General features: G+C 64.8%; 22 protein-coding genes and 1 pseudogene. 5 read left to right on the top strand and 18 right to left on the bottom strand.

Going from position 1 to position 22980, the window contains the following annotated elements:
- Positions 1-444 precede the first annotated feature (444 nt).
- The 9 genes from J7E80_RS23160 to J7E80_RS23120 all read right to left on the bottom strand — a co-directional run bounded on the left by J7E80_RS23160 (position 445) and on the right by J7E80_RS23120 (position 10544).
- On the bottom strand, positions 445-1890 hold the full coding sequence (locus J7E80_RS23160) for a xylulokinase (protein ID WP_215054544.1): 1446 nt from the start codon (positions 1888-1890) through the stop codon (positions 445-447).
- An 88-nt stretch (positions 1891-1978) separates the two neighbouring features.
- Positions 1979-3166: a xylose isomerase gene (gene xylA, locus J7E80_RS23155; protein WP_215054543.1), complete on the bottom strand. Its 1188-nt coding sequence runs from the start codon at positions 3164-3166 to the stop codon at positions 1979-1981.
- A gap of 93 nt (positions 3167-3259) precedes the next feature.
- Complete coding sequence (locus J7E80_RS23150) at positions 3260-4384, bottom strand: Gfo/Idh/MocA family oxidoreductase (RefSeq protein WP_311380936.1); 1125 nt, start codon at positions 4382-4384, stop codon at positions 3260-3262.
- Positions 4369-5070 (bottom strand): ThuA domain-containing protein, encoded by a 702-nt coding sequence (locus tag J7E80_RS23145; RefSeq protein ID WP_215054541.1) that lies wholly within the window; start codon positions 5068-5070, stop codon positions 4369-4371. Before J7E80_RS23145 ends, J7E80_RS23150 begins: the two co-directional genes overlap by 16 nt.
- 61 nt (positions 5071-5131) lie before the next feature.
- Positions 5132-6136 carry a sugar phosphate isomerase/epimerase gene (locus J7E80_RS23140; protein WP_215054540.1) on the bottom strand — a complete coding sequence of 335 codons (1005 nt, stop codon included), beginning with the start codon at positions 6134-6136 and terminating at the stop codon, positions 5132-5134.
- On the bottom strand, positions 6133-7377 hold the full coding sequence (locus J7E80_RS23135; RefSeq protein ID WP_215054539.1) for a Gfo/Idh/MocA family protein: 1245 nt from the start codon (positions 7375-7377) through the stop codon (positions 6133-6135). The genes J7E80_RS23140 and J7E80_RS23135 overlap by 4 nt, the downstream gene beginning before the upstream one ends.
- A 41-nt stretch (positions 7378-7418) precedes the next feature.
- Entirely contained in the window at positions 7419-8318 is a 900-nt protein-coding gene (locus tag J7E80_RS23130) for a carbohydrate ABC transporter permease (protein ID WP_215054538.1), read from the bottom strand.
- 1 nt (position 8319) lies between these two features.
- Entirely contained in the window at positions 8320-9213 is an 894-nt protein-coding gene (locus tag J7E80_RS23125) for a carbohydrate ABC transporter permease (protein WP_215054546.1), read from the bottom strand.
- Positions 9214-9224: 11 nt separating this feature from the next.
- Entirely contained in the window at positions 9225-10544 is a 1320-nt protein-coding gene (locus J7E80_RS23120) for an extracellular solute-binding protein (RefSeq protein WP_215054537.1), read from the bottom strand.
- Between the two features lie 263 nt (positions 10545-10807).
- Between J7E80_RS23120 and J7E80_RS23115 the strand changes: the two genes are divergently transcribed.
- From J7E80_RS23115 to J7E80_RS23105, 3 genes are all read left to right on the top strand, one after another.
- Complete coding sequence (locus tag J7E80_RS23115) at positions 10808-11845, top strand: LacI family DNA-binding transcriptional regulator (protein WP_396020850.1); 1038 nt, start codon at positions 10808-10810, stop codon at positions 11843-11845.
- Positions 11846-12349: 504 nt separating this feature from the next.
- Positions 12350-12643 carry a heme-binding protein gene (locus J7E80_RS24125; RefSeq protein WP_251037286.1) on the top strand — a complete coding sequence of 98 codons (294 nt, stop codon included), beginning with the start codon at positions 12350-12352 and terminating at the stop codon, positions 12641-12643.
- Between the two features lie 234 nt (positions 12644-12877).
- Entirely contained in the window at positions 12878-13954 is a 1077-nt protein-coding gene (locus J7E80_RS23105) for a LacI family DNA-binding transcriptional regulator (RefSeq protein WP_215054535.1), read from the top strand.
- Between the two features lie 105 nt (positions 13955-14059).
- On the opposite strand, the gene J7E80_RS23100 is transcribed toward J7E80_RS23105, so the two are convergent.
- From J7E80_RS23100 to J7E80_RS23070, 7 genes are all read right to left on the bottom strand, one after another.
- A complete protein-coding gene (locus J7E80_RS23100) occupies positions 14060-15565 on the bottom strand; it encodes a glycoside hydrolase family 32 protein (RefSeq protein ID WP_215054534.1) in 1506 nt (501 codons plus the stop codon).
- Between the two features lie 26 nt (positions 15566-15591).
- Complete coding sequence (locus J7E80_RS23095) at positions 15592-16476, bottom strand: carbohydrate ABC transporter permease (protein ID WP_215054533.1); 885 nt, start codon at positions 16474-16476, stop codon at positions 15592-15594.
- A gap of 8 nt (positions 16477-16484) precedes the next feature.
- Positions 16485-17441 carry a carbohydrate ABC transporter permease gene (locus J7E80_RS23090; protein WP_215054532.1) on the bottom strand — a complete coding sequence of 319 codons (957 nt, stop codon included), beginning with the start codon at positions 17439-17441 and terminating at the stop codon, positions 16485-16487.
- Complete coding sequence (locus tag J7E80_RS23085; RefSeq protein ID WP_215054531.1) at positions 17438-18859, bottom strand: extracellular solute-binding protein; 1422 nt, start codon at positions 18857-18859, stop codon at positions 17438-17440. Before J7E80_RS23085 ends, J7E80_RS23090 begins: the two co-directional genes overlap by 4 nt.
- Before the next feature lie 445 nt (positions 18860-19304).
- On the bottom strand, positions 19305-19496 hold the full coding sequence (locus J7E80_RS23080; protein ID WP_215054530.1) for a hypothetical protein: 192 nt from the start codon (positions 19494-19496) through the stop codon (positions 19305-19307).
- Positions 19497-19520: 24 nt separating this feature from the next.
- Entirely contained in the window at positions 19521-19895 is a 375-nt protein-coding gene (locus J7E80_RS23075) for a hypothetical protein (RefSeq protein WP_215054529.1), read from the bottom strand.
- 150 nt (positions 19896-20045) lie between these two features.
- Entirely contained in the window at positions 20046-20456 is a 411-nt protein-coding gene (locus J7E80_RS23070; protein ID WP_215054528.1) for a RidA family protein, read from the bottom strand.
- A gap of 82 nt (positions 20457-20538) precedes the next feature.
- Here J7E80_RS23070 and J7E80_RS23065 point away from each other — a divergent pair, with 82 nt between their 5' ends.
- The gene (locus tag J7E80_RS23065) at positions 20539-20925 is read left to right on the top strand and encodes a helix-turn-helix domain-containing protein (protein ID WP_251037285.1); all 387 of its coding nucleotides are present in this window, start codon (positions 20539-20541) and stop codon (positions 20923-20925) included.
- A gap of 63 nt (positions 20926-20988) precedes the next feature.
- Positions 20989-21279 carry a hypothetical protein gene (locus J7E80_RS24775; protein ID WP_215054526.1) on the top strand — a complete coding sequence of 97 codons (291 nt, stop codon included), beginning with the start codon at positions 20989-20991 and terminating at the stop codon, positions 21277-21279.
- 364 nt (positions 21280-21643) lie between these two features.
- Here J7E80_RS24775 and J7E80_RS23055 read toward each other — a convergent pair whose 3' ends face one another.
- Together J7E80_RS23055 and J7E80_RS23050 are read right to left on the bottom strand one after the other, a co-directional pair.
- Positions 21644-22540: an aldose 1-epimerase family protein gene (locus tag J7E80_RS23055; RefSeq protein WP_215054525.1), complete on the bottom strand. Its 897-nt coding sequence runs from the start codon at positions 22538-22540 to the stop codon at positions 21644-21646.
- Positions 22537-22980 (bottom strand): annotated as a pseudogene (locus J7E80_RS23050) (L-arabinose isomerase); the annotation flags it as partial. The gene J7E80_RS23055 and the pseudogene J7E80_RS23050, both read right to left, overlap by 4 nt.

Raw genomic sequence — 22980 nt, 5'->3', positions numbered from 1 at the left:
CAGGAGCCGGAGCAGCGTGGGAGCGTGGCGCAAGGATCCGCCAGCCTCCTGCGTGCGTCGAACACTAACAGGGTGAGCCATGGACTTCCTATCACTGGGCCGGTGCGCTGCACGAAGGCACCGTAGGAGGCTGACGAGCAGATGCGTGCACACCTGTTTCGACCCCAGTGCACCCCAGCAACAATCAGCGCCGTAGATGAATCCTATCCGCGGCCGGACCAGCCCAAAATAACGCCAAGTACCCGAATATCGGCTGGCACTACCTGATTTTCTGTGCCCCCGGTACTTGGTTGGTTGTCACGGCCGGAAGCGCGGCCAGCGCGCCAAACATCGCCGCACCGCGCTCTCCGCGCTGTTCTCGGCCGGCACCCGCTTCGCCTCAACTCTGGCGGGAGGTGTGCTTTTGTCTGAGGCAGCGATCATCAGTACACCTGCAGGCTTCCGTTAGCGGAGGGAGGGATGGGCTTCTTTCGTCCGCTGGCGGTAGCGGGCGAGCACCTCCCCCGGTCGGTCCGCGTCCCCGCCGTCGGGCGCGGCGATGTGTGTTGCGTCCAGGGTCCAGTTCGGGAATTCCCCGGCAAGGACCGCGGCGGCCTGCCGGGCAGCACCGTCGGCCACGTACTCGCCCGGAGAGGGCACGGTGATGGGCCGGGCAAAGATCTCTGCCGCTACCTGCTGGACGGCAGGAGACTGTGCCCCGCCGCCAACGAGGATAATCCTTTCCGAGCCGACTCCCTGCGCCTCAAGCGCAGCCAGGCCGTCCGCCAGGGAGCAGAGGACGCCCTCGATCGCAGCGCGTGCGAGGTTTGCGGACGTGTAGTTGGCCAGTGTCATTCCATGCAGCGAACCGCTGGCATCGGGCAGGTTCGGCGTCCGCTCGCCCTCAAAGTACGGGATGAGGGTTAGTCCTCCTGCTCCCCTCTCTGCTGTGAGGGCGAGTGTTCCCAGGCCCGGCAGATCGGTGCCGAGGAGCTGTGCGGTCACGTCGAAGACGCGCGTCGCGTTCAGCGTGCAGGCCAGCGGCAGGTAGTTCCCGGTGGCATCGGCAAAACTGGCAACAAGGCCGGTGGAATCGGCGGACGGTGCCGCCGAAACCGCGAACACCGTGCCCGAGGTGCCGAGCGAAACAACGACGTCGCCCACCCCGGCACGGACGCCAAGCGCTGCGGCGGCATTGTCCCCGGCGCCCGGCCCGATCAGCGCCCCTCCCCTGGTCTTTCCTGCCACGTCGAGGGGAGCCGCAACAGCAGGCAGGACCGGGACGTGTCCGAGCGTCCGTTCCAAGACCTCGGGAAGATACGTGCCGCGGGCGGCGGAGAAGTAGCCGGTACCGGAGGCATCGGAGCGGTCGGTGCGAAGTTCATTGAGGGAAGCAGGCCCGGATCCGGGACCGTGGCCGGCCAGGCGCCAGGACAGCCAGTCGTGCGGGAGGCAGACGGCGGCGACCCGGCGGGCGTTGTGGGCTTCCGCACGGGCGAGCCAGCCGAGTTTGGTCGCGGTCAGTGACGCGACGGGAACTGTGCCGGTGGTTTCGGCCCAGTAGCGCGCCCCGCGTTCATGGTCCCCCTCGCCTGCTTCAAGGATCAGCTCGCGGGCGTCGTCTCCAGACCGCGTGTCGTTCCAGAGCAGGGCCGGCCGCACGATGTCGCCGGTGGAATCAAGGCAGACCATGCCGTGCTGCTGCCCGCCGACGGAAACGGCAACGACGTCATCGAGGCCGCCGGCCGCGGTGACGGCTTCCTGAAGTGCCGCCCACCAGTGCTCGGGATGTACTTCGGTGCCTGGCGGGTGGGAGGCCCTGCCTTGGCGGATGAGCCTTCCGGTCGCTGCGTCCCTGATGACCACCTTGCATGACTGGGTGGAGCTGTCGATCCCCGCGACGAGTGGCATGGTGCATTCTTTCTCTAGGGCCGCCGTCGTCACCGGCACGCAGGGTGCCGTGACGACGGCGGGGACTAACTTTTCGGGCTGGGGCGCGTTAGCGCGCGCCCAGCAGGTGCTCGACGGCGAGCTGGTTGAGGCGGACAAATCCGAACGAGCGCTCGGCGGCCTTGTCGGCGTCGAAGTTCTCGAAGGCGCTGGCGTCCGCCAGCAGGTCCGCGGTGGACTCGCCTGCAGCGAGGGTCGGCTCGCCGAGTTCGAACACGCCCGAGGTCTTGAGGGCCTCCTGCACCTCGGCGTCGGCGCGGAAGGCGAGGGCGCGTTCCTTCAGCAGCAGGTACATGGCCATGTTGGCCTTCGCCGATTCCCAGACCCCGTCGTACCCGTCGGTGCGGGAGGGCTTGTAGTCGAAGTGGCGCGGCCCATCGTACCTCGGTCCGCCGTTGGGGAAGCCGTTCTCCAGCAGGTCCACGGTGAAGAAGGCACTGGTGAGGTCGCCGTGGCCGAAGACGAGATCCTGGTCGTACTTGATGCCGCGCTGGCCGTTGAGATCGATGTGGAAGAGCTTGCCAGCCCACAGCGCCTGCGCGATGCCGTGCGTGAAGTTGAGCCCGGCCATCTGCTCGTGGCCTGTCTCGGGGTTCAGGCCCACGATGTCGCCGTGTTCGAGCTGGGCGATGAACGCCAGCCCGTGTCCGACGGTGGGGAGGAAGATGTCGCCGCGGGGCTCGTTTGGCTTGGGCTCCAAGGCGATGCGCAGGCCGTAGCCCTTGTCCTTGATGTACGCCGCGGCGGTGTCCACGCCTTCCTTCATCCGGTCCAGGGCAGCGGAGAGGTCCTTGGACCCGTCGTATTCGCTGCCTTCGCGCCCGCCCCACATCACGAACGTCTCTGCGCCGAGCTCGGCGGCCAGGTCGATGTTGCGCAGCACCTTGCTCAGTGCATAGCGGCGGATGGAACGGTCGTTGGAGGTGAAGCCGCCGTCCTTGAACAACGCGTGGCTGAAGAGGTTGGTGGTGACCATCGGTACCTTCAGGCCGGTCTCGGCCAGCGCCGTGGTGAAATTCTTCAGGATCAGCTCGCGCTCTGAGGCCGTGGCGTCGAACGGAATCAGGTCGTTGTCATGAAAGGTGATGCCGTACGCGCCGATTTCACTGAGTTTGTGGACGGCTTCAACCGGGTCAAGTGCGGCGCGGGTGGCGACGCCGAACGGGTCCGCGCCGGTCCAGCCGACGGTCCACAGGCCAAAAGTAAAGCGGTCCTCGGGAGTTGGGGTCAGATTCATGATGCACCTTTGCTGTCTGGTGTGGTGGGTCAGGCAGAACGGAGGGAGTTCCGGCCTGCCGGTAATGGAATGTGGGGCTAACTGCTGTACCGCTTAGTTCGTGGTCGTTGTCTGAACTTCCCGGGCGATGGCGGCGAGTTCGACGGCGGCCGGCCGGTCTGCGCTGCTGATGATGGGCACCGCTTGCCCGCTGTGCGCCGACTTAAGTGCGCCTTCCATGATTTCGAGGGCGTGGAAGGCCAGCGTGCCGCCGGCCCGCGGTTCTTGTCCCTGGGGAGTGCCGGCGAGGTCGGCGATGCCGAAGCCCCTTCCGGAGTCGACATATCCGGCGGAGACAGGCAGGGTCTGCCACTCAGTGCCGCCGAGGGGAAACAACTGCACGTCGCCGTCGAAGTGGTTAGGGTCCGGCACGGCCAGGGAGCCCAGTTCCCCATGGACTTCGATGTTGGGGCTCTTGGTCTTTACGGCGTCGAAGCTCATCACAAGCGTGGAAAGGGCGCCGGAGGCGTGCACCAGCACGCCGGTGACGTGGGTATCGGTGGTCACCGGAATGATCTGGCCCTCGCGGGCCCCCGAGCCGATGGTCCGTTCCGTCCGGGTGTGGCTGGCGGCGCCTATCACCGAAACGACGGGTCCGAGCAGTGTGACCAGGGCCGAAACGTAGTAGGGGCCCATGTCCAGCAGCGGGCCGCCGCCAGGCTGGTAGTAGAAATCGGGGTTCGGGTGCCAGCGTTCATGCCCGGGAGTGACCATGGTGGCGGTGGCGGAGACCGGCCGCCCGATCAGGCCGTCGTCGATTGCCTTGCGGGCTGTCTGGATGCCGGTGCCCAGCACTGTGTCCGGGGCGCAGCCGACGAGGACGCCGGCTGCCTCGGCGGCGTCCAGCACCTCCCGTGCCTCGGCGGTGGTGGCCGCGAGCGGCTTTTCGCCGTAGACGTGCTTTCCGGCGGCGATGGCTTTGAGCGCGACTTCGGCGTGTGCAGCCGGGATGGTCAGGTTCAGCACGAGCTCGACGTCGTCCGCGGCCAGGAGCGCGTCGACGCTGAGGGCGCGGACGCCTTCATAGTCATCCGCAACCGCCTGGGCGCGGGCATGGTCGAGGTCTGCGACCGCCACGAGGTTGATGAGGTTGTTTTGCTGAAGTCGGCGGAAGCTGGCGAGGTACTGGGCGATGATCGCCCCGCAGCCGATGATTCCTACGTTTAGCGGCTTGCCCACAGCATGCCCCTTTCGATGATGGTGCGGACGTTGGTGTCCTGGAGGATTTCCACGCGATGCCCGGGGGTGGCCACGAAGATGCGGCCTTTGCCCCATTGGCGGGTCCAGATGGCGGGCGAGGTCACTTCGCGGTTCCACGGATCCCATTCGCGGACCTTTTGGGTGGTGGTGGCCAGGACGTCGATGTAGTCGTCTGCGAGGACCCAGTACTGTTCGGTGACCAGGTCGAAGTCGCCGATGCCTGCGGTAATGGGATGGTCGACGGCCGCCGGGAGCATGTTGACGGTGTACGGGACGTAGTTGTCCGCCTGCTCGCCCTCGCGTTCGTCCGGGTGCTTGCCCGGATGGCAGGCGAACTGTCCGCCGATCAGGTGCAGGTAATCGGAGCTGTTGCGGTAGGAGTCGGCGATCCCGCCATGCCAGCCGGCCAGCCCGGTGCCGTTTTCGACGGCGGCCCGCAGCCCCTCGAATTCGTCTTTTTCGATCGTGGACATGGTCATGCACTGGACGATCAGGTCCACGCCCGCCATGTATTCGGCGTCCGCATAGATTTTGGGTGATTCCTCCACCCTTACGTCGTAGCCCTGCTCTTTCAGGTACGGGATGAACAGCTCGGTGGCTTCGATGGGCTGGTGTCCGTCCCAGCCGCCGCGCACCACCAGGGCAGTCTTGTTCTCGCTTGTCATGGTTTCCTTGCTGTCTTGTTGGCTTGTTGGCTTGTTTGTTTGTGGGCTTGTTGGATGCAGGTCAGCGGGTGCTGAAGGCCGCGTCAAAGGCAGCGGAGGGCGGGCTGATGGCAGCGAGTTCCTTCACCATGTCCAGCGCCTGCGGTGCGCCGGCCAGGCGATCCATACCGGCGTCTTCCCATTCGATGCTGGTGGGACCCGCGTAGCCGATGGCGTTCAGCGTGCGGAAGATCGGTTCCCAGTTGACGTCTCCGTGGCCTGCGGTGACGAAGTCCCAGCCCCGGCGGGGGTCCGCCCACGGCAGGTGGGAGCCAAGCCGGCCGTTGCGTCCGTTGAGCTGCCGTACGGATTCTTTGACGTGGACGTGGAAAATCTTGTCAGCGAAGTCCTGCAGGAACATCACCGGGTCCAGGTCCTGCCAGATGAAGTGGGAGGGGTCGAAGTTCAGGCCAAAGCTTTCCCGGTGCCCGATTGCTTCCAGGGTGCGCTTCGCGGTCCAGTAGTCGTAGGCAATCTCGGAAGGATGTACTTCGAGTGCGAACCGTACGCCGGCCTCCTCGAACACGTCCAGAATCGGATTCCAGCGGTCCGCGAAGTCCTTGTAGCCGCGCTCGATCATGGCGTCGGAAGCCGGCGGGAACATGGCCACGCATTTCCAGATCGATGACCCGGTGAAGCCGGTGACCGTCTTGACGCCCAGCCGGGCGGCGGCCCTCGCCGTGGCCTTCATCGATTCGGCTGCGCGTGTGCGCACTCCCTCAGGGTCACCGTCGCCCCAGATGGCCGGGGAGAGGATGTCACGGTGCCGTTCGTCGATCGGGTCGTCGCAGACCGCCTGCCCGGTGAGGTGGTTGGCGATGGCGTGGACTTTGAGGTTGTGCTTGTCCAGGATGTCGAGCCGGCCCTGGAGGTAGGCGTCGTCCTCGATGGCGCGCACCGGGTCAAGATGATCTCCCCAGCAGGCGATTTCCAGGCCGTCGAATCCCCACTCGCCGGCGAGGCGGGCGACTTCTTCGAAGGGCAGGTCGGCCCACTGGCCGGTGAACAGCGTGATGGGACGGGTCATGATGGGACTTTCTGCCAGCGGCTGTCGTCTGAGGCGCTGGCTTCGACGGCGGCGAGGACTTTCTGCACCTGCAGCGCGTCTGCGAACGACGGCGAAGGCTGGCGGCCCTCATTGATCGCGGTCAGGAAGTCCACCACCTGGTGAGTGAAGACGTGCTCGTAGCCAAGGCCGTGGCCGACCGGCCACCAGTTCCCGGTGTAGGGATGCTGCGGCTCGGTGACCTGGATCCGGCGGAAGCCGGCGTCGGGTTCTTCGGCGGCGTCGTAGAAGGACAGGGTGTTCATGTCCTCGAAGTCGAAAGCGAGGGAACCCCTGGTGCCGTTGAGCTCGAGCCGCATGGCGTTCTTCCTGCCCAGGGCGAATCGGGTCGCTTCGAAGACGCCAATCGGCCCGCCGTCAAAAGCTCCAGCATCGGGAGTTCCGCCGTCGGGAGTTCCGCCGTTTGAGGTGCTGCCTTCGAAGCGGGCGCTGAAAATAGCGGCGTCGTCGACGGTGACGGTGCCGAGCTGCACGTCCTCGCCTGTCGCGCCCTGCCCGCCGAGGCCCACGAACTCTCCGCCGACAGGGCGTTCCTTGACGAAGGTTTCGAGCATGGCGGAGACACCGGTGATTCGACGGCCGGTGATCCACTGGGCGGCGTCAATGCTGTGCGCACCGATGTCCCCGAGCGAGCCCGAGCCGGACTTTTCCTTGTCCAGCCGCCACGTGAGCGGAGCCGTGGCGTCGCTGAGCCAGTCCTGAAGATACTGGGCCCGGACGTGGCGGATCTGTCCCAGCCGTCCGGCGTCGACCATGCGTTTGGCGAGAGCCAGCGCCGGGGTGCGGCGGTAGCTGAAGCCGCACATGGAATAGACCCCGCGGGCCGCTGCCGCATCGGCCGCCGCCGCCATCCGTTCAGCCTCCTCCACGGAGTTGGCCAACGGCTTTTCGCACAGAACGTGCTTGCCGGCCTCCAAGGCGGCGATGGCGATCTCGGCGTGCGTATTTCCGGGGGTGCAGATGTCAATCAGGTCGATGTCGTCCCGTTCGATCAGGCGGCGCCAATCGGTTTCAGCACTGTCCCAGCCGAATTTGTCGGCGACGGCACTGACTCCCTCGGCGTTCCTGCCCGCCAGGGCAGCCAGCTGCGGCTGAAGCGGCAGGTCAAAGAAGCGGGGGGCCGTCCGCCAGGCGTGGGAGTGGGCGGCGCCCATGAAGGCGTAGCCCACCATCCCCACGCGCAGGGGCTTACGGTCACTCATGAATGTGTTCCTTTCAGTCTGTGCTGGCTCACTTGCCGGGCTCACTTGCTGAACCCGGCGGTCAGGCCGCTGAGCAGCTGGCGGCGGGCAACGACGTAGAGCACCAGCAGCGGCAGGGTGGCCAGGACCACCGAGGCCAGCACGGCCGGAATGTTGGCGGTGAATTCGTCCTGGAACGTCCACAGCGAAAGTGGCAGCACGCGGGTGGAAGGGCTCTGGGTAAGGATGAGCGGGAAGAGGAAGCCGTTCCAGACGTGCAGGGCGTTGTAGATGCCGACCGTTACGACCGCCGGACGCATCAGCGGAAGCGCGAGCCGCCACATCATGGTCCAGTCGCTGCATCCGTCCAGCCGCATTGATTCGAACAGCTCGTTGGGGACATCGCGCATGAAGTTGGACAGAATCAATACTGAGATCGGAATGGCGAAGGCAATCGAGGGCAGGATCAGCGCCAGGAGGGTGTCGTACATCTGAGCGCGGGTGATCATCCAATAAATCGGGATGATCGTGGCGTGCAGCGGGATGGCCAACCCCAGCAGAAACAGTTTGTTCGTCGAGCTGACGAACCAGCCGCTGCCCCGAACGATGGCATACGCAGCCATGAAGGACACCAACAGGGCGGGGATCACGCTGCCAATGGTGACGATCAGGCTGTTGGCGAAATACTGGGCGAAGTCCTGCTCAAGGACCAGTTTGTAATTGCTCAGCGTAGGTTCGGCGGGCGGCAACATCGGGTTGGTTGTGAAAAAGCCTGCCTGGTCCTTCAGGCTCGTGATGATGACGTAGTAGACGGGCAGGATAATCACGGCGAGCCAGAACCATCCGCCCAGCGCACCGATGATGTTGGGCCGCATGCCGGGACTCTTGCCCCGGCGCGTTACGCGTTCGCTGCTGGTGGCCGGTTCGGCGGGAGGAGCTGCGAGCTGTGTGGTTGAGGCCATGTCAGGCTCCTTCGAGTTGGCTTGCGCTGCGGTTGCGTCCGCCGAGCCGCTGCAGGAGGAGGGCCAGGACGAGGCCGATCACGACCAGGATGACGCCCAAGGCGCTGGCCGCGCCCATGTCGTTGGCCTTGAAACCGGTGAGGTACATATGCAGCGGAAGCAGCCGGGTGGAATAACCGGGGCCGCCGGCTGTCAGGACAAAGACCAGATCGAAGTAGGCAAGGGAGCCGACCACCATGAGTGTGGAGGAGGTGATCATCGTGTACTTCAACTGCGGCAGCGTGACGTGGAAGAACTGCTTGATCCGGCCCGCCCCGTCAATTTGCGCCGCCTCGTACAGTGAGGCGGGGATCTGGCGGACGCCGCCTTGGTAGATGAGCGTGTGGAAAGGCACGAACTGCCAGGCGATCACAAACACCACCACGAACAGCACCAAGTCCGAATTGCCGAGCCAGTCCTGGGTAAGGGCGGGGATACCCAGCCCGGGTCCCATCCCGAAGTTGGGGTCGAGGAGGGCCTTGAAGGCAATCGCCACAGCTGCAGACGAGAGCAGCAGCGGCACGAAGTACAGCACCGCAAGTGCGGCGCGGTACTTCTGCGCCCCCGAGGTGAAGACTCCCAACAGCAAACTGATGGGTGCCTGGGCAATGAACGAGAAGACGATGATCTTGGCGGTGACCACCAACGCGTTCCCCGTCACGGGGTCGGTCAGGACGGCGGCCCAGCTGCTCATGCCGTCCAACCTGATTTCACCCAAGCCGTCCCAGCTGGTGAAGCTGAGAAAGAGAACCCCGACGAGCGGGATCACGGCGAAAACCAGGAAGAACACGAGAGCCGGGACGGCCAACCACCCCGAGGGACCCCTGCTCAGGGCCCGCCGGCGGGTGCTTATCATCGAAGCCACGGTTACTTCTCCACCGTCGCGTTCATCGTCTCCACGAACTGCTGGGGAGTGATCTTCTTCAGGAAGATCTGGTCCAAGTTCGAGAGCATGGCGTCTCCCTGAGCGGGGCTAAGTGCCTGGTCCCAGGACATGGTGAAGTCGGGTGCGTTCTTGGCCATACCATAGGCGAAGGTCAGGAAGTCCTTGTCCGGGGATGCTTCGAGCTTGGACTCGACGCCCTTGACCACCGGCACGGCACCGGAATCGATCAGATCCTGCGTGTTCTTTTCAGTGAACATGCCGTCCTTGATGTAATTCAGTGCCGCTGCCTTCTGGGCCTCGGTGCCCTTGGAGGAAACGGACCAGAAGTTGGACGGGTTGCCCACGACGTTCGCCGGGTCACCCTTACCGCCGGAAACGGTGGGGAAGGTCGTGAAACCGAGCTTGCCGCTGCTCACGAAGCCTGGAGCGTCCTTCTTCATGCCCTGATAAATCCAGCCGCCTTGCAGGATCATGGCAGCCTTGCCCGTGTACATGAGAGCCTGGTCGGCGCTGCTGTCGGCGGCGATGGAGGAGAAGCCGTTGACGAATCCCCCCGCTTCGACCAGTTCCTGGATCTTGGTGAGCGCCTCCACGACGGCCGGGTCAGACCATGCACCCGGCTTGTTCACAGCAATGTCTGCGAAGACTTCCGGGCCACCGATGCGCTCAACCAAGTACTCGAGCCACATCAGGTTCGGCCATTTCGACTGGCCAGCCAACGAAAACGGGGCAATGCCTGCGGCCTTGAACTTCGGCACCAGTGCCATGAGCTCGTCCCAGGTCTTCGGCGGCTGGGCCCCGACCTTGTCGAACACTTCCTTGTTGTAGTACAGCACCACGGGCTGGGCGTTGTTGTTGGGGACGGCGTAGGTCTTACCGTCGATCTCGCCGTTCTTCAGCACCGACGGCAGGTAACGGTCCCTCACCTGCGGATTCTGCTCAAGGAAGCCGGTGAGGTCCTCAACCTGCCCGGCGTCGACGTAGGACTTGAGCACGCCGCCGCCCCAGCCGTAGATAAAGGTCGGCCCCTGTCCGGCACCGACTGCGGTGCGGACCTTGGTCTTGTGGGCATCGTTGGCAAAGAACTCCAGCTTGATGCTTTGGTCACTGTGGACGCTGTTCCACGCGTCAACAGAATTCTGCAGCGACGCTTGGTTGCCGCCGGTGAGTCCCCACATGGTGGCAGAGTCGGCGCTGACGGAGCCGCCGGACGGCCCACCCGAACCGCAGGCGGCGAGGGAAAGAACAAGGGCACTGGCTGTGAGAGCCGTAGCTGCGGTCTGCAGTCTCCGAAATTTCATGAGTCTTCCATCCATCCTTCGGGGGCGTCGTTGGCTCCCAGGCTTGAAACCCCATCTCCACTGCGAGATGGGAACGAAACTGAAGTGCGCCTTCTCGAAACTTTTCGATAAGCGATCGATACGATGCAAAGGTACTAGTGATCGTCATCACGGTCAAGGGCGACTTTGAGTTGATGCCGTCCGTTGAAACCGCGTAACAGTTGACGTTTTACACGTGATGGACCACACTTCCTGTAACGAAACATTTCGAAAGGCGGTTGGCTGTGTCCCTCTCGACACCTCCGAAGAAGATGACTCTGGCGGCTATTGCCAGGCTCACGGGGGTCTCCACGCCTACCGTCTCGAAAGTCGTGAACGGCCGCGAAGATGTGGCGGAAGAAACCCGCGCAAAAGTCCTGGCCGCACTGGTGGACGCCGGCTACCAGTCCCCTATGCAGCGGCGGGTCGTCGCTCCCGAGCCTTCAATCGTTGAAGTCTCTTTCGATGCCTTCACGCCGGCATACTCGACAGCAGTCCTCAACGGGATCCTGGAATACGCAGCATCCGTGGGCGTGGAGGTCCTCATGAGCACCACGAGCAGCGGGCCAGTTCCCGGCCTGACCCCGGAACGGCGGGCGGAGCGGATGGTTGCCCACGGCAGGATCGGGCTCATCCTCGTAACCTCTGATTTCAGCGAGGCGCAGCTGACAGCCCTCCGGCGACGTAACATCCCGGTGGCCGTCGTTGACCCCCTCAATCCTCCGCCGCCGGATGTTGTCAGTGTCGGCGCCACCAACTGGGCAGGCGGCAAGGCCGCCGCGGAACACTTGCTGAGGCTGGGGCACCGGGACATCGCCTATCTGGGCGGGCATGAGACAGCCGAGTGCAACCAGGCCCGCCTCCACGGCTACATGTCCGCCCTGGCATCCGCGGGCGTGCAGGTGAACCCTGACTACATCATTCACGGAAAATTCAGGACCCATCACGGCATAGAGGGACTCAGGCGGCTGATTGCGCTGCCGAAACGGCCCACGGCGATCTTTGCCGGCAGCGACAGTGTTGCGGTTGGCGTGCTGCGGGAAGCCCGCCAACACGGCATTCGCATTCCCGAGGATCTCAGCCTGGTAGGTTTCGACGGAACGGCGCTGGCGGAAGACGCAGTTCCGTCCCTGACCTCCGTTTCCCAGCCCCTGCACGAGATGGGACGGGCGGCCCTGCGCGCCGTCCTGAGCCAGGCGAAGGGGGAAGAGCTTGACTCCCACCGCGTAGAACTTGCCACCCAACTAGTGGTTCGGGAATCCACCGCGGCTCCCCCGGCCTAATCACATCAGCCATCCCGCCGATTCCCGTCCGCGAGTTGGACCTCGAAAAGATGAGCTGCTTCTTACTGGCTATCGCTGTCTCGTGAGCTGATGACAGGAATTCGGCTGCCAAATCAACAGCAGCCGCGTGGCGATGGCGTCCGTAGCTCTACTTCGGGAGACAGCGCGAAATTCGATGCCAGCACGACCTTGAGCATCTCCATCCAGCCATGAAGAGCTAGCAATCTGTGAACGATGCTTGCGATGATCCTCATGCAGAGTGTGATGCCGGCGCAGCCACCAAAAACGTCCTGAACCCAGCGGATGCGTAAACGGCTAACCATCCACCCTGCATATGCAGGTGCCGTAGGAAGAACCGAGAAAAAGGACCAGTCCAATGACCTCACCCAGCCTTGCCGAAGCCCGTACCGTGATCTCAGCCGCAGAAAAGCGGGCCGAGGAAATCGGCCAGCCCATGAACATCGCCTGGTCGACGTCGGCGGCAACCTCATATCGCACGTTCGCATGGACGGCGCCTGGATCGGAAGCATCGATATCTCGATCAACAAGGCCTACACCTCCCGCGCCTTCGACATCACAACTAAGGACCTCGGCGACAACGCACAGCCCGGCAACCAGTTTTACGGAATCCACGCCAGCAACCAAGGCAAAATCATGATCTTTGCCGGCGGGATCCCCCTCACCCGCGACGGCAACGTGATCGGCGCCATTGGCGTCAGCGGCGGCTCAGGGGAACAGGACCAGACAGTAGCAGAAGCAGGCGCCAACGCACTGACTGCATCCGACGCCCACAGCTAACCAAACACCAAACAGGGCCCCTTGAATGCACCTCCCTGGCTGCATTCAAGGGCGCCCGTCGACGGGCATGTCCCCCGTGTTCTGAGCCAGATGCCTTCCGGATCGAATGAATCATGCAGGCGACGCGACATCGGATTGCTAAAGAATAGTTGGGCTGGGAACGAGGGAAGTCCACACACTCCTCACACGCGTTAGGTAGACTGCAGGGAATACCGCAAGACGGAGGGTCCATTCATGCAGCGCAAAGCCACCGCCCTGGACGTTGCCAAGAGGGCAGGGGTGTCCCGGAGCGCCGTCTCGCTGGTCCTCAATGGCCGCGGCGACGGTAATGTAGCCAAAGAAAGCCAGGACCGCATTCGGCAAGCCGCCGTCGAACTCAGCTACTCCCCCAATCCCATTGCCTTGAGCCTGCGGAACCAGCGGACGCGGATGATCGGCATCGTGTCCGACCACGTCGTCGTCAGCGCCTTTGACGGGAACATCATCGGCGGGGCCGACGACGTCGCCCGCAGCCGCGGCTTTGTCACCGTGGCGATGGACACTGAGTTCGACGCCGCTCGGGACGCGAGCGCCGTGGAGACACTCCTGGACCGCCAAGTGGACGGACTTATCTATGTCACGGAGGGCCTGAAGCCCCTGGACGTGCCGCCGGGCATGCTGCGGGTCCCGTCCGTCCTGGCCAATTGCTATGACAACGGCCCGGTCCCGGGCCTCCCGCACATGATCCCGGACGAAGTGCGGGGCGGCAGGGAGGCCACCACTCATCTGCTGGAGCTGGGCCACCGGGACATCGCGCTCCTGGCTGGCCCGGCCGCATCCGCCGCCGCACCGCTTCGCGTCGCCGGATACCGCGAGGCCTTCGCGGAGGGCCGACTGGAAGTCCGGGAGGACAGGATCAGCTGGGTGGGCTGGGACATCGACGGCGGGTTCCACGGCGCCATGAAACTGCTCGACGGTGTGTTCCCCGCCGAGCGTCCCACCGCAATCATGTGCGCCAACGACCGGGCCGCCATCGGGGTCGCCCTGGCCGCCGCCCGCCTGGGGCTCAGCGTGCCCGGCGATCTCTCGATCATGGGCTACGACGACGAATCCCACGTCGCCGACACCATGGTCCCGGCGCTGACCACGATGGCCCTGCCACTGCGCGAGATGGGCGCCGCGGCTATGACCGCGCTGCTGGAACAGATCGAGAACCCAGGGAACTCCGAGGGCTCCGGAAAATCGGAGAAGGGACGGGCCCCCGGGCTGGAGACCCTGATCCCCTGCCGCCTCGTGATCCGCGAATCGACTGGGCCCGCGCCGCGCCGCTGATTCCAGACCTCCTCTGGCTTCAGGGCCCGACGCTGGAATCCCCGGCTTTGGGTTTCTTCGGCTCCAGGGTCCGGAACTACGACGGCGTCACCCGGCTAAGTGCCCCTACTCCGGCTGGGCCAGCTCCCAGACGTCGGCCTGCACACCGCCGGGAAGCTCCAGGTGCCACTCTTCACCGGGCTGCGGGTAGGCGCGGACGGTGGTTGCCACCGAGCCGGTGCGGTACACCTCCACCAGTGACGCATCCACGAACACGCGCAGCTCCTGCCTGGGCGCCAGCCTTCCGCTGAACACCACCTGGCGGGACTTGTCCGGGGAACCGGCGCCCGGTACCAGTGAAAGTTCGACGAGGGCGTCCCCAGCCGGCGTGGTCACACCAAGGGAGCCGGAGGTCGCCGCAGTTTCGGGCGCCGCGAACACCACGGCCTCGGCAAAAGGAGGCAGCACGACGGTTCCGGTAGCCTGGGCAACGGTCTGTGCAGCGCGGTAGGCCTCGACCTCGGGGGCTGGCGTCACCACCAGGCTGTCGTCCACTACCGATAGCTCGCGTGGGAACGTCAGCGCACCGGCCCAGCCCGCGGCGTCGATCTCGTCCTGGCTGCGGCCCCGGCGCCCGTCGCGGCCGAAGCCTTCGTTGGCCCAGCCCCACAGCAGCGCCTTCGGCCCGGCACCGTCACTCTCGAGTGCAACGATCTGTGGGGCGTAGAAATCCGTGCCGAGGTCTGACCGGCCGCCGGTGCGCGGCACAAAAACCGGCAGCCCGGTGGCCGGATCCTGCTGCACGGTGCCGATCAGGTGCCCCACTCCGTTCGCGTGCTCGTGGGTATCCCCGGACAGCCACAGCGAGAACATCATGACCCAGGTGTCCCCGTCCACGGCTTCATCGCCCGCCGCACTGCCGACCGGAGCCCCATCCCCGGAGGGCACCCGGACCAGCTGCGGGCATTCCCATATTTCGGCGGGCGCATACCGTGAAGCTACGGGATTCTCGGACGTGAGCCAGATGCCTTGGTACTTCCAGTCGGACATGTCCTCCACCGTGTACAGCAGCAGGGCCGCGTGGCCGGAGGCGAGCCCGGCACCCTGCATGGCGTAGCGTTTGCCGTTGAAGCGGAAGATGAAGGGATCGCGGACTGCGGTGATCTGCGGGTCGTCAGGCATGGACGCCGCGATGTGCCCGTCCTGCTTCCACTCTGTCAGGTCCGCGGAGCCGCGGGAGATGAGCACTTGGGAGTGGCCGCCGTCGCCACGCACGCCGGAGTACGCAGCGGTGGGGACACCGCCGTCGTCCGTCACCACGCCGGTCCAGCAGCCGTACTCGTCCGGCCCCCCGTCCTGCGGCCGGAGCGCTACCGGGTGTTCCCGCCAGCGCACCAGGTCCGCGGAGCTGACGTGGCCCCAGGCGATCTTGTGGTGCCGGGCGGATCCGGGGTTGTACTGGAAGAAGACGTGGTAGCGGCCGTTGATGTGGCTTACGCCGTTGGGGTCGTTGATCCAGCCCTGCGCGGGGCGGGGGTGGAACCGAGGGAACGCGGGGTCCGGGTGGGCCGCGGCGACGTCCGCGCAATCGATGGCGGTGTGCACGGTGGCGGCGAGGTCCGGGGATGACATACGGGAGGCCTTTCAGGAAGGTGGGATTATTTGCTGCTGCCGGCGGTGAGGCCAGCCTGCAGTGCGCGCTGGCCGCAGATGAAGACCACCAAGGCCGGGATCATGGACAGGACCACGCCTGCCAGCACCACCGAGATGCTGCCGGTGCCGAGGTTGCCCTGGAGCGAGACGAGGCCCAGCGGGAGGGTGAAGTTCTGTTCTGAGATGGTCATGATGAGCGGGCGGAAGAACTCGTTCCAGTGGAAGTTGAACGCGAGGATGCCCACAATCGCCATACCCGGAACCGCCAGCGGTGCGTAAACCGAGCGGAACGTCCGCCACGGCGTGGCGCCGTCGATCGCGGCGGCTTCGGCAAGATCGGCGGGCAGCCCCAGAAAGTATTGCCGCATCAGGAAGGTGCCGAACGCCGTCGGGATGGCCGGCAGGATCAGGGCCAGCAGGGTGTCCGAAAGGCCCATGCCGCGGATCAGCATAAACACGGGCACGATGGTCACCTGCACGGGCACCATCATGGTGGCCAGCACGATCGAGAAGAGTGCCCCGCGGCCGCGGAACTTCAGGTTCGCGAAGGCATAACCGGCCATGGCGGCGGTCACCATCTGTCCGACGGCGATAAGCCCGGTCACGAGGGCGCTGTTCAGCACCAGGATGACGATGTCCAGCTGTTGGAACACCTGTGCGTAGGACGTGAAATCGGGATCCCAGGGGATGAACGACGGCGGCAGCCTGAACGATTCCGACGGCGATCGCAGCGATGTGGAGAGGGTCCACATCACTGGCCCCAGGGTCAGGACGGCCGCGATCAGCAGCAGGGCCACCCGGGTCACGAGGCTCCAGTTCGGTTTCTGCCGCGCCGGGGTGTGCCCGGCCGGAGCGGAGCGGGTCAATACGCGCTCTGTAGTGGTAGACATGGCTGGCCTTACTGGTAGAAGACGAATCGTTTGCTGAGCCGGAACTGAGCGGCGGTGATGGCCATGATGATTAGGGTGAGAATCACGCCGATGGCCGAGGCTTGGCCGAATTCCAGCCGCTGGAAGGCGGATTCGAAGATCACCATCACCGCCGTACGGGTGGAATCGCCGGGTCCGCCGCGGGTCAGCACATAGGGCTGGTCGAACACCTGGAGCGCGCTGATGATAGCCATCACCGAGGCCAGCAGCGTGGTGGGGCTCAGCAGCGGCAGCGTGACGTAAACGTGCTTCCGCCACGCGGTGGCGCCGTCCAGCGAGGCCGCCTCGTAGGTTTCCGTCGGGATGGAGGCCAGTCCGCCGATGAACAGCAGGAAGGAGAATCCGAAGTTCTGCCACACATAGACCATGATCACGACGGCGGCGGACCCGCCGGGCGTTGTCAGCCACGGAACTGCGGGGATGCCGGCGAGGGACAGGAACCAGTTCACCACGCCGAACTGCTCGTTGAAGAGGTAGCGCATGAAGATGGAGACCGAGGCCGCGGAAAGGATAAGCGGGAAGAAGAACGCGGAACGGAAGAACGTCCGGAGCCATGACGGCATCTTCGCCTGCACCATAACGGCTAGCGCCAATGCGAGTGCCAACTGGAGAGACACTGCCACCACCACAAAAACGATGGTGTTCAGGAAGGACACCCGGACGGTGGGGTCCTGGACCACGGTCGCGAAGTTTTCGAACCCTACGAAGCTCGGGGCGGAGATGATGTCCCAGCGGAAAAACGCCAGGACCACCGAGGCGACGATCGGCACCAGGGTGAAGAGGCCCATGCCCAGGATGGTGGGGGCCAGAAAGATCCAGGCAAGCCAGCGCTGGCTGTGCCGTCGGGATCGTGCGGGTGCCGTCCCCGACGCCGCAGGTTTGGCGGCGTGCTTCTGCCCCTCCCGGTGACGTGTGGTGGTGCTCATGGCTGCCTCCTCAGGGCAAGTTCCAGATCGCGCTGCATGGACTCGAGGGCCTGCTTGAGTTGGCGCTCATCGCCGCTGACGGCGAGCGAGACGTTTTTCATCAGGGCCGTTTCGACGGCGGCCTGCTGGGGCGGTGCCGGAATGGGCCCGGTGGTGGGGTACTTGTCCAGCGTGTCGTAGAAGACCTTCCAGTGCGCCGGGCCCTTGCCCGTGTACAGCGCCTCGTTGACCATGGAGCGCCGGGCCGGTGTGGTCACGGGGTTGGGGAAGATCAGCTCCATGGCCTTGCGGCTGGCACTGAATTTGATCCATTCCCACGCGGCGTCCTTGTCCTTGGCAGTTTTCATGATCGCGTAGCCGGCGGTGCCGAACTGATGCCGCTGGGTCCGCCATTTTGGGAAGAACGCGACGTCGAAGTCGTCCTTCTTCATTCCGGCCTCGTGCAGGCCCTGGACCCAGTAGCCGCCGGCCGGTGTGGTGCCGATCCTGTTGGAGGCGAAGAGTCCCACAAGTGAACTGCCGCCGCCTTCCTCGGGCCGCACGCCGAGCCCATCCTTGACCAGGCTGCGCAGGTAGTCGAAGGTTTCAAACACACGGGGGTCCCCTGCGTTGGGTTCCAGCCACTGATAGCCTCCGGAGCGCAGGCCGCGGGAAGGATCGTCGGCATAGAAGCTGTTCCAGAGCCAGTCTCCACCGGTGGACCGGGTTTCCTTCAGGAAGCTCGTGTCGTTGGCGTAGAGCCAGGGCACCACGCCGCCGAACAGCCGGTTGGTCCAGTAATACGGTGTGAAGTCCCTCGGCCGGGCCTTCCGCATAGCGACGAGGCTGCTGCGGAAGTCGACGTGGGTCCAGTCGTCCGCCGGGCGCTCCAGCCCTGCCTGCGCGAACGCGGTGGTGTTGTAGTACATGTTGGCCGCGTTCCAGTCCATGGGGAGCTGGAACAGGCTGCCCTTGTACATAAAGGCCTCCACCAGGCTGGGATGGACGTCGTCGAAGAACTCGGCCATGTCCGCGGCATCCCGGCGAAGGTACTCGTCCAGCGGGTGGGCCAGCTTGTCGGCGAACAGCTGCGCTCCTTCGGTTGCCACGTAGACAACGTCAGGCGGTGTACCGGCGGCAACCATGGTGAGGATCTTGGTGAAGAAGTCTTTCCAGTCCACAGCCTGGATGGCCTGGACCTTGACCCGGATATCCGGGTGGAGGCGGGTGAACGCATCGATGGCGCGTTGGCGCGCGGCGGCGTCGGCTGCGGTTCCCATGATGGCAATGCTGAGGCTGTTGTCCCCTCGCCCGGGTATGTCGGTTCCAGAGAGCCGCGGCCACGACGCCACGGTGGCTCCCACAATTCCTACACCCAAGGCACCGAGGGCCGTCCGGCGTGAGAATTCACGCAGTCGGCCGTTTGTGGCACCGGTCATGTCGATTTCCTTCCTAACACGTGTTAGGAACCTTACGCGCGCGTCCTAACACGTGTCAAGTGTCACATGGTTTGGGCCTCGGGCCCCCTGCTTGGCGCCCGCACCGCCGCACGCACCTGGCAGACGCCTCTCAGTTCTGCGCGCCCACAACCGATGACTGTTCCGCGACAGGCGCCCCGGACCTCAGTGCGCCCAGCATCGTGGATCACCACCGAAGCCCTCGGCAGCCGCCCTGGCATCGTCGACAAGCACATCGGCAACGAGGTGATGGTCGTGTTCTCCAGCGGGTTCGGCTCGGAGGATCCATCCATCGACCGTTGGCACGGCCGGACTGCACGACACTGCTTCAGGCAGAAACCGACTTCTGGACGACCGCTCGGCTGTACGTCCGAGGCGCCCGGGACGGTTCCTTTGGCCACCAGGCGATCACAATAAGCCAAATGATCTACGCCAGGATGAGGACGTAACCGGCCAGGATTGTGAACGTGTTGGTCGTGGAGAAGCCCTCGGATCCGAGCACCCAGCCCTGCACGATGTAGCCAAGACCGGACAGCGCCATCAGATAGCCAAAGATCCTCGGCAGCCTCGCCGTCAAGGCCACCACGCTGGCGAGCAGGATCAAGGTGAGGCCAAACATGAAGCACTGATAGCTCCTGGCGCTTCACTCAACCCACCTCATCGTCTCAGCGCTGGCAGAACGGGCCGCCGCCGCCGCCTCCGGCGCGCTCACCCACGCATCAACGGCCTGTTTGAGAGCGAGCCCGTCCACTGCCTGCAGGACGCCGTAGAGCACAAGCGCGACCCCCGCAGAAACGGCACCCAGTCGTGCCACCCAGGCCGCGGCTCCAGATCCGAAGTCAAGCGTGAAGTAGAGAGCGAGAAGCCCGGCGATGACCACCGCCATGTCAGCGAACTGGCTGAGATGCACAGCAGTCCAACCGGCGCTGGCGGCATATTCGGCAAACACCGGCCGATGGTTGTTGGCCGGCTCGCCGGGATGGAGAAGGCCCATCATCACATACAGGAAGAAGCCCATTACAAGCGCTGTGGCGTGACTAACGGTGAAGTAGACAGAGGCCGCACGGAGATCCTGATTGCGGTGAGAGCGCCCGCACGAGTGTCAGGCTCTTCGGCCAGCCTGTGAGGTGCCCCGCGGCGCGTTGGCCTCTCGGGGCACCTCCTGTTGCTAGTCCAGAACGGCGGTTGCTTCGATCTCGACGAGCACGTCGGGCTCGAACAGGTACTGGACGCCGATCAGCGATGCCGGCGGCATCGGCGTGGGCAGCCCGATCTCTGCGGCGACACTTTCGATACCTTCCATGAAAGCGGTGATCTTCTCCGGAGCCCAGGCGGTGACGTAGAACGTCAAACGCACCACGTCCTCGAAGGTCGCGCCACCGCCGGCCAGCCCGGTTGCGGTATTACGGAGAGCCTGCGCAACCTGACCGGCCAGATCGCCCGGCGCGACGGGCGTACCATCAGCCAGGCGCGAGATCTGGCCGGCGACGTGAACGTGACGGGTACCGGTGCCGACGGCGACGTGATGGTACGGGACGGGCTGCATCAGGCCTTCCGGGCTGAAACGTTCAACAGACATGGGACTCCTTAGAAAAGAGAAATTAACTTGGTATATCTTTGATACTTGGTAGATGCAGGACACTTCAACGAGACCAGGTTTCATGCCGGATACCATTAGCCCCACTGACCCGCTGGAAATCAGCACCCCACACCGGGAACTGCTCGATCAAGTTCTCGACAAGTGGTCCCTGAGCGTGCTCAACGAACTCTGCGAGCAGCCGTGCCGGTTCAACCAACTGCGGCGCGCGATCCCCACGGTGTCGCAGAAGTCCCTGACGGCAACGCTGCGCCGCCTCGAACGCAACGGCATCATCGAACGCAAACTGCTGAGCTCGCGCCCCGTGGCGGTCGAGTACCGCATCACACCATTGGGCAAGACACTTCGCCATCCCATCGACGTGCTCCTGGAATGGGTTGCAGCGCACATGCCCGACATCGAACAGGCACGCGAGACCTTCGACGTCCAGGACCTGGCCGAAGACCCCTGAAGATGGAGCGCCTCCTCGCGTACACAGGCCTCCTCGCGTATACAGAGGGGGATCTGGCTCTTCGTGAGCTGTTCCGGCGGCGTCTTTGCCGGCGGCGCGGCGTTTGGTGACGCTGTCGTTGATCCGTTCGCGTTTTATTTCCAGCTTTATCTGCGTCAGGGCGGCCATCCTGGTCCAACCCGGGCCGTCTGGCATGTGCGCCGCTCAATCGGCACGGAAAGCGCGACCCAGTGGGTGGCCCGCGACAACCCACGCGCCCAGGCGTTTTATCGGCGGAACGGCTTCGCCGCCAGCGCTCTTGAAAAGATCCTGCACGGCTGGGAAGGAATGACGGTCATTCAGATGGTCCGCTGAAACAAACCGTCCAAACCTAACGCTCCGGGCGCGATTGCCACGGCACCAACCGAGGGATACGGGAAATTTGTCCAACAGGCCGTTGGACAAAATCGAGCCGACACGCTGCGTCTGGCCCCAAGACTCTCACCACACCGCAGCACAGCCTGCCCCCGTTGGCCTGCAACACTTACGCCGCCGGAGGACGGACACCGATAGCCGCCGTTATGTCGTTGTGCTCCGCGTATCTCGTCAGATGAAACATGCCTCACCTCTCCCAAGGCTGCTCCAGTGCATGCATCCTAAGCACGTTGCGCCGCAGTTTTCCAAGGTTCATCCGATTTGGGTCGGCGTTCGCTGGAGCGGGCTTCAAGGGCCCCTGCCCTCATGTTGCGAAGATTTTCCAAGATACCTCGTAGGATTCTCCCGGTTCGAGTTGGATCAGGTTCTGGCCGCTGTTGAAGGCGTCGGGAGGGCAGGTCATTGGTTCCACCGCGAGCCCCAGCCTATTCCGTGCGGGCGGCTGCTTGTCGGCCGTGTGGATCTGGAGCCACTGGCAGGTCCGGTCCCAGGCCATACCGACTCCGGTCCCGCCCGGGTCCCGTGCCACGAGTTGTGCGCGGCCGCCGTCGGTAAACGTGATGCCGGTGAAGGCGTGGTCGATCTTGGTGGCACCGATGCTGCGCGGCGCGCGGAAGTCGAACTCATGCCCGTCCACGGCGCGTACGGCGACGGGAAGCAACCGGTCCGGGGTCACGCCCAGAAACTCGCCGGCCGGAACCTCCAACGTCCATTCATCCAGCGGGGCCGGTCCGGCGACCAGGTACGGGTGCGGGCACACGCCGTAGGGGGCGGTGTCGGCGCTGAAGTTGGTCGCCACCACTCCCGTGTGCAGGCCGTCAGGGTCCAGGCGGTAGTGGGCGGTGACTTTGAGCAGGAACGGATACCCGCGAGTCGGGCCAACTGAGCAGGCCAGGACCACGGCGGACTCAGAATGCCCCTTCAGCGTCCAGTCGAGGGGAAAGGCCAGGCCGTGCAGGGCACAGTCCCGCTCAGCTTCGTTGACGGGCAGTCGGTAGTCGGCGCCCCGGAAGGTGTACTTGCCGTCAGCGATCCGGTTGGGCCAGGGGGCCGCAATGATTCCCCGGTAGTCGGGAATGGGTCCGCCTTCCGGGAACGGGACGATCAGGTCCCGTTCCCGGTGGCGCAGCTCCCGCAAAGCAGCCCCGCGGGCAGCGATGGTGGCGGTGTACTCCCCGGCCCTGATCCTGTACTCGGTCACAGTCCGCTGGCCAGTTTGTAGTAGGCGGCGTTCCAGGCGAGTTCCTTTTTGAACTGTTTGATGGTGGTGCCCTGGTCGATGGTGAGGAGTTCGGTGTGGGCGATGTCGGCGAAGTCTTCGAAGACGTCCATGCCGACTGCGGTGGTGAGCACGGTGTGGTGGGCTGCGCCGGCGGTGAGCCAGGCCGCGGCAGAGGTCGCGAAATCGGGTTTGGGCGACCAGAGGGCGCGGGCCACGGGCAGGTTGGGCAGGGGCTGGTCGAGGTCCACGACGTCCACGGCGTTCGCCACGAGGCGGAAGCGGTCGCGCATGTCGGACAGCGCGACCACGACGCCGGGGCCGGCGTCGGTGTCGAAGACCATGCGGACGGGGTCTTCCTTGCCGCCGATGCCCAGCGGGTGGATCTCGACGCGCGGTTTGCCGGCGGTCAGGGAGGGGCA

The sequence above is a fragment of the Arthrobacter sp. ISL-28 genome, assembly GCF_018613875.1.
Classification (GTDB): domain Bacteria; phylum Actinomycetota; class Actinomycetes; order Actinomycetales; family Micrococcaceae; genus Arthrobacter.
The sequence above is the reverse complement of the archived record's forward strand: the minus strand, read 5'-3'. Positions and strand labels throughout refer to the sequence as shown.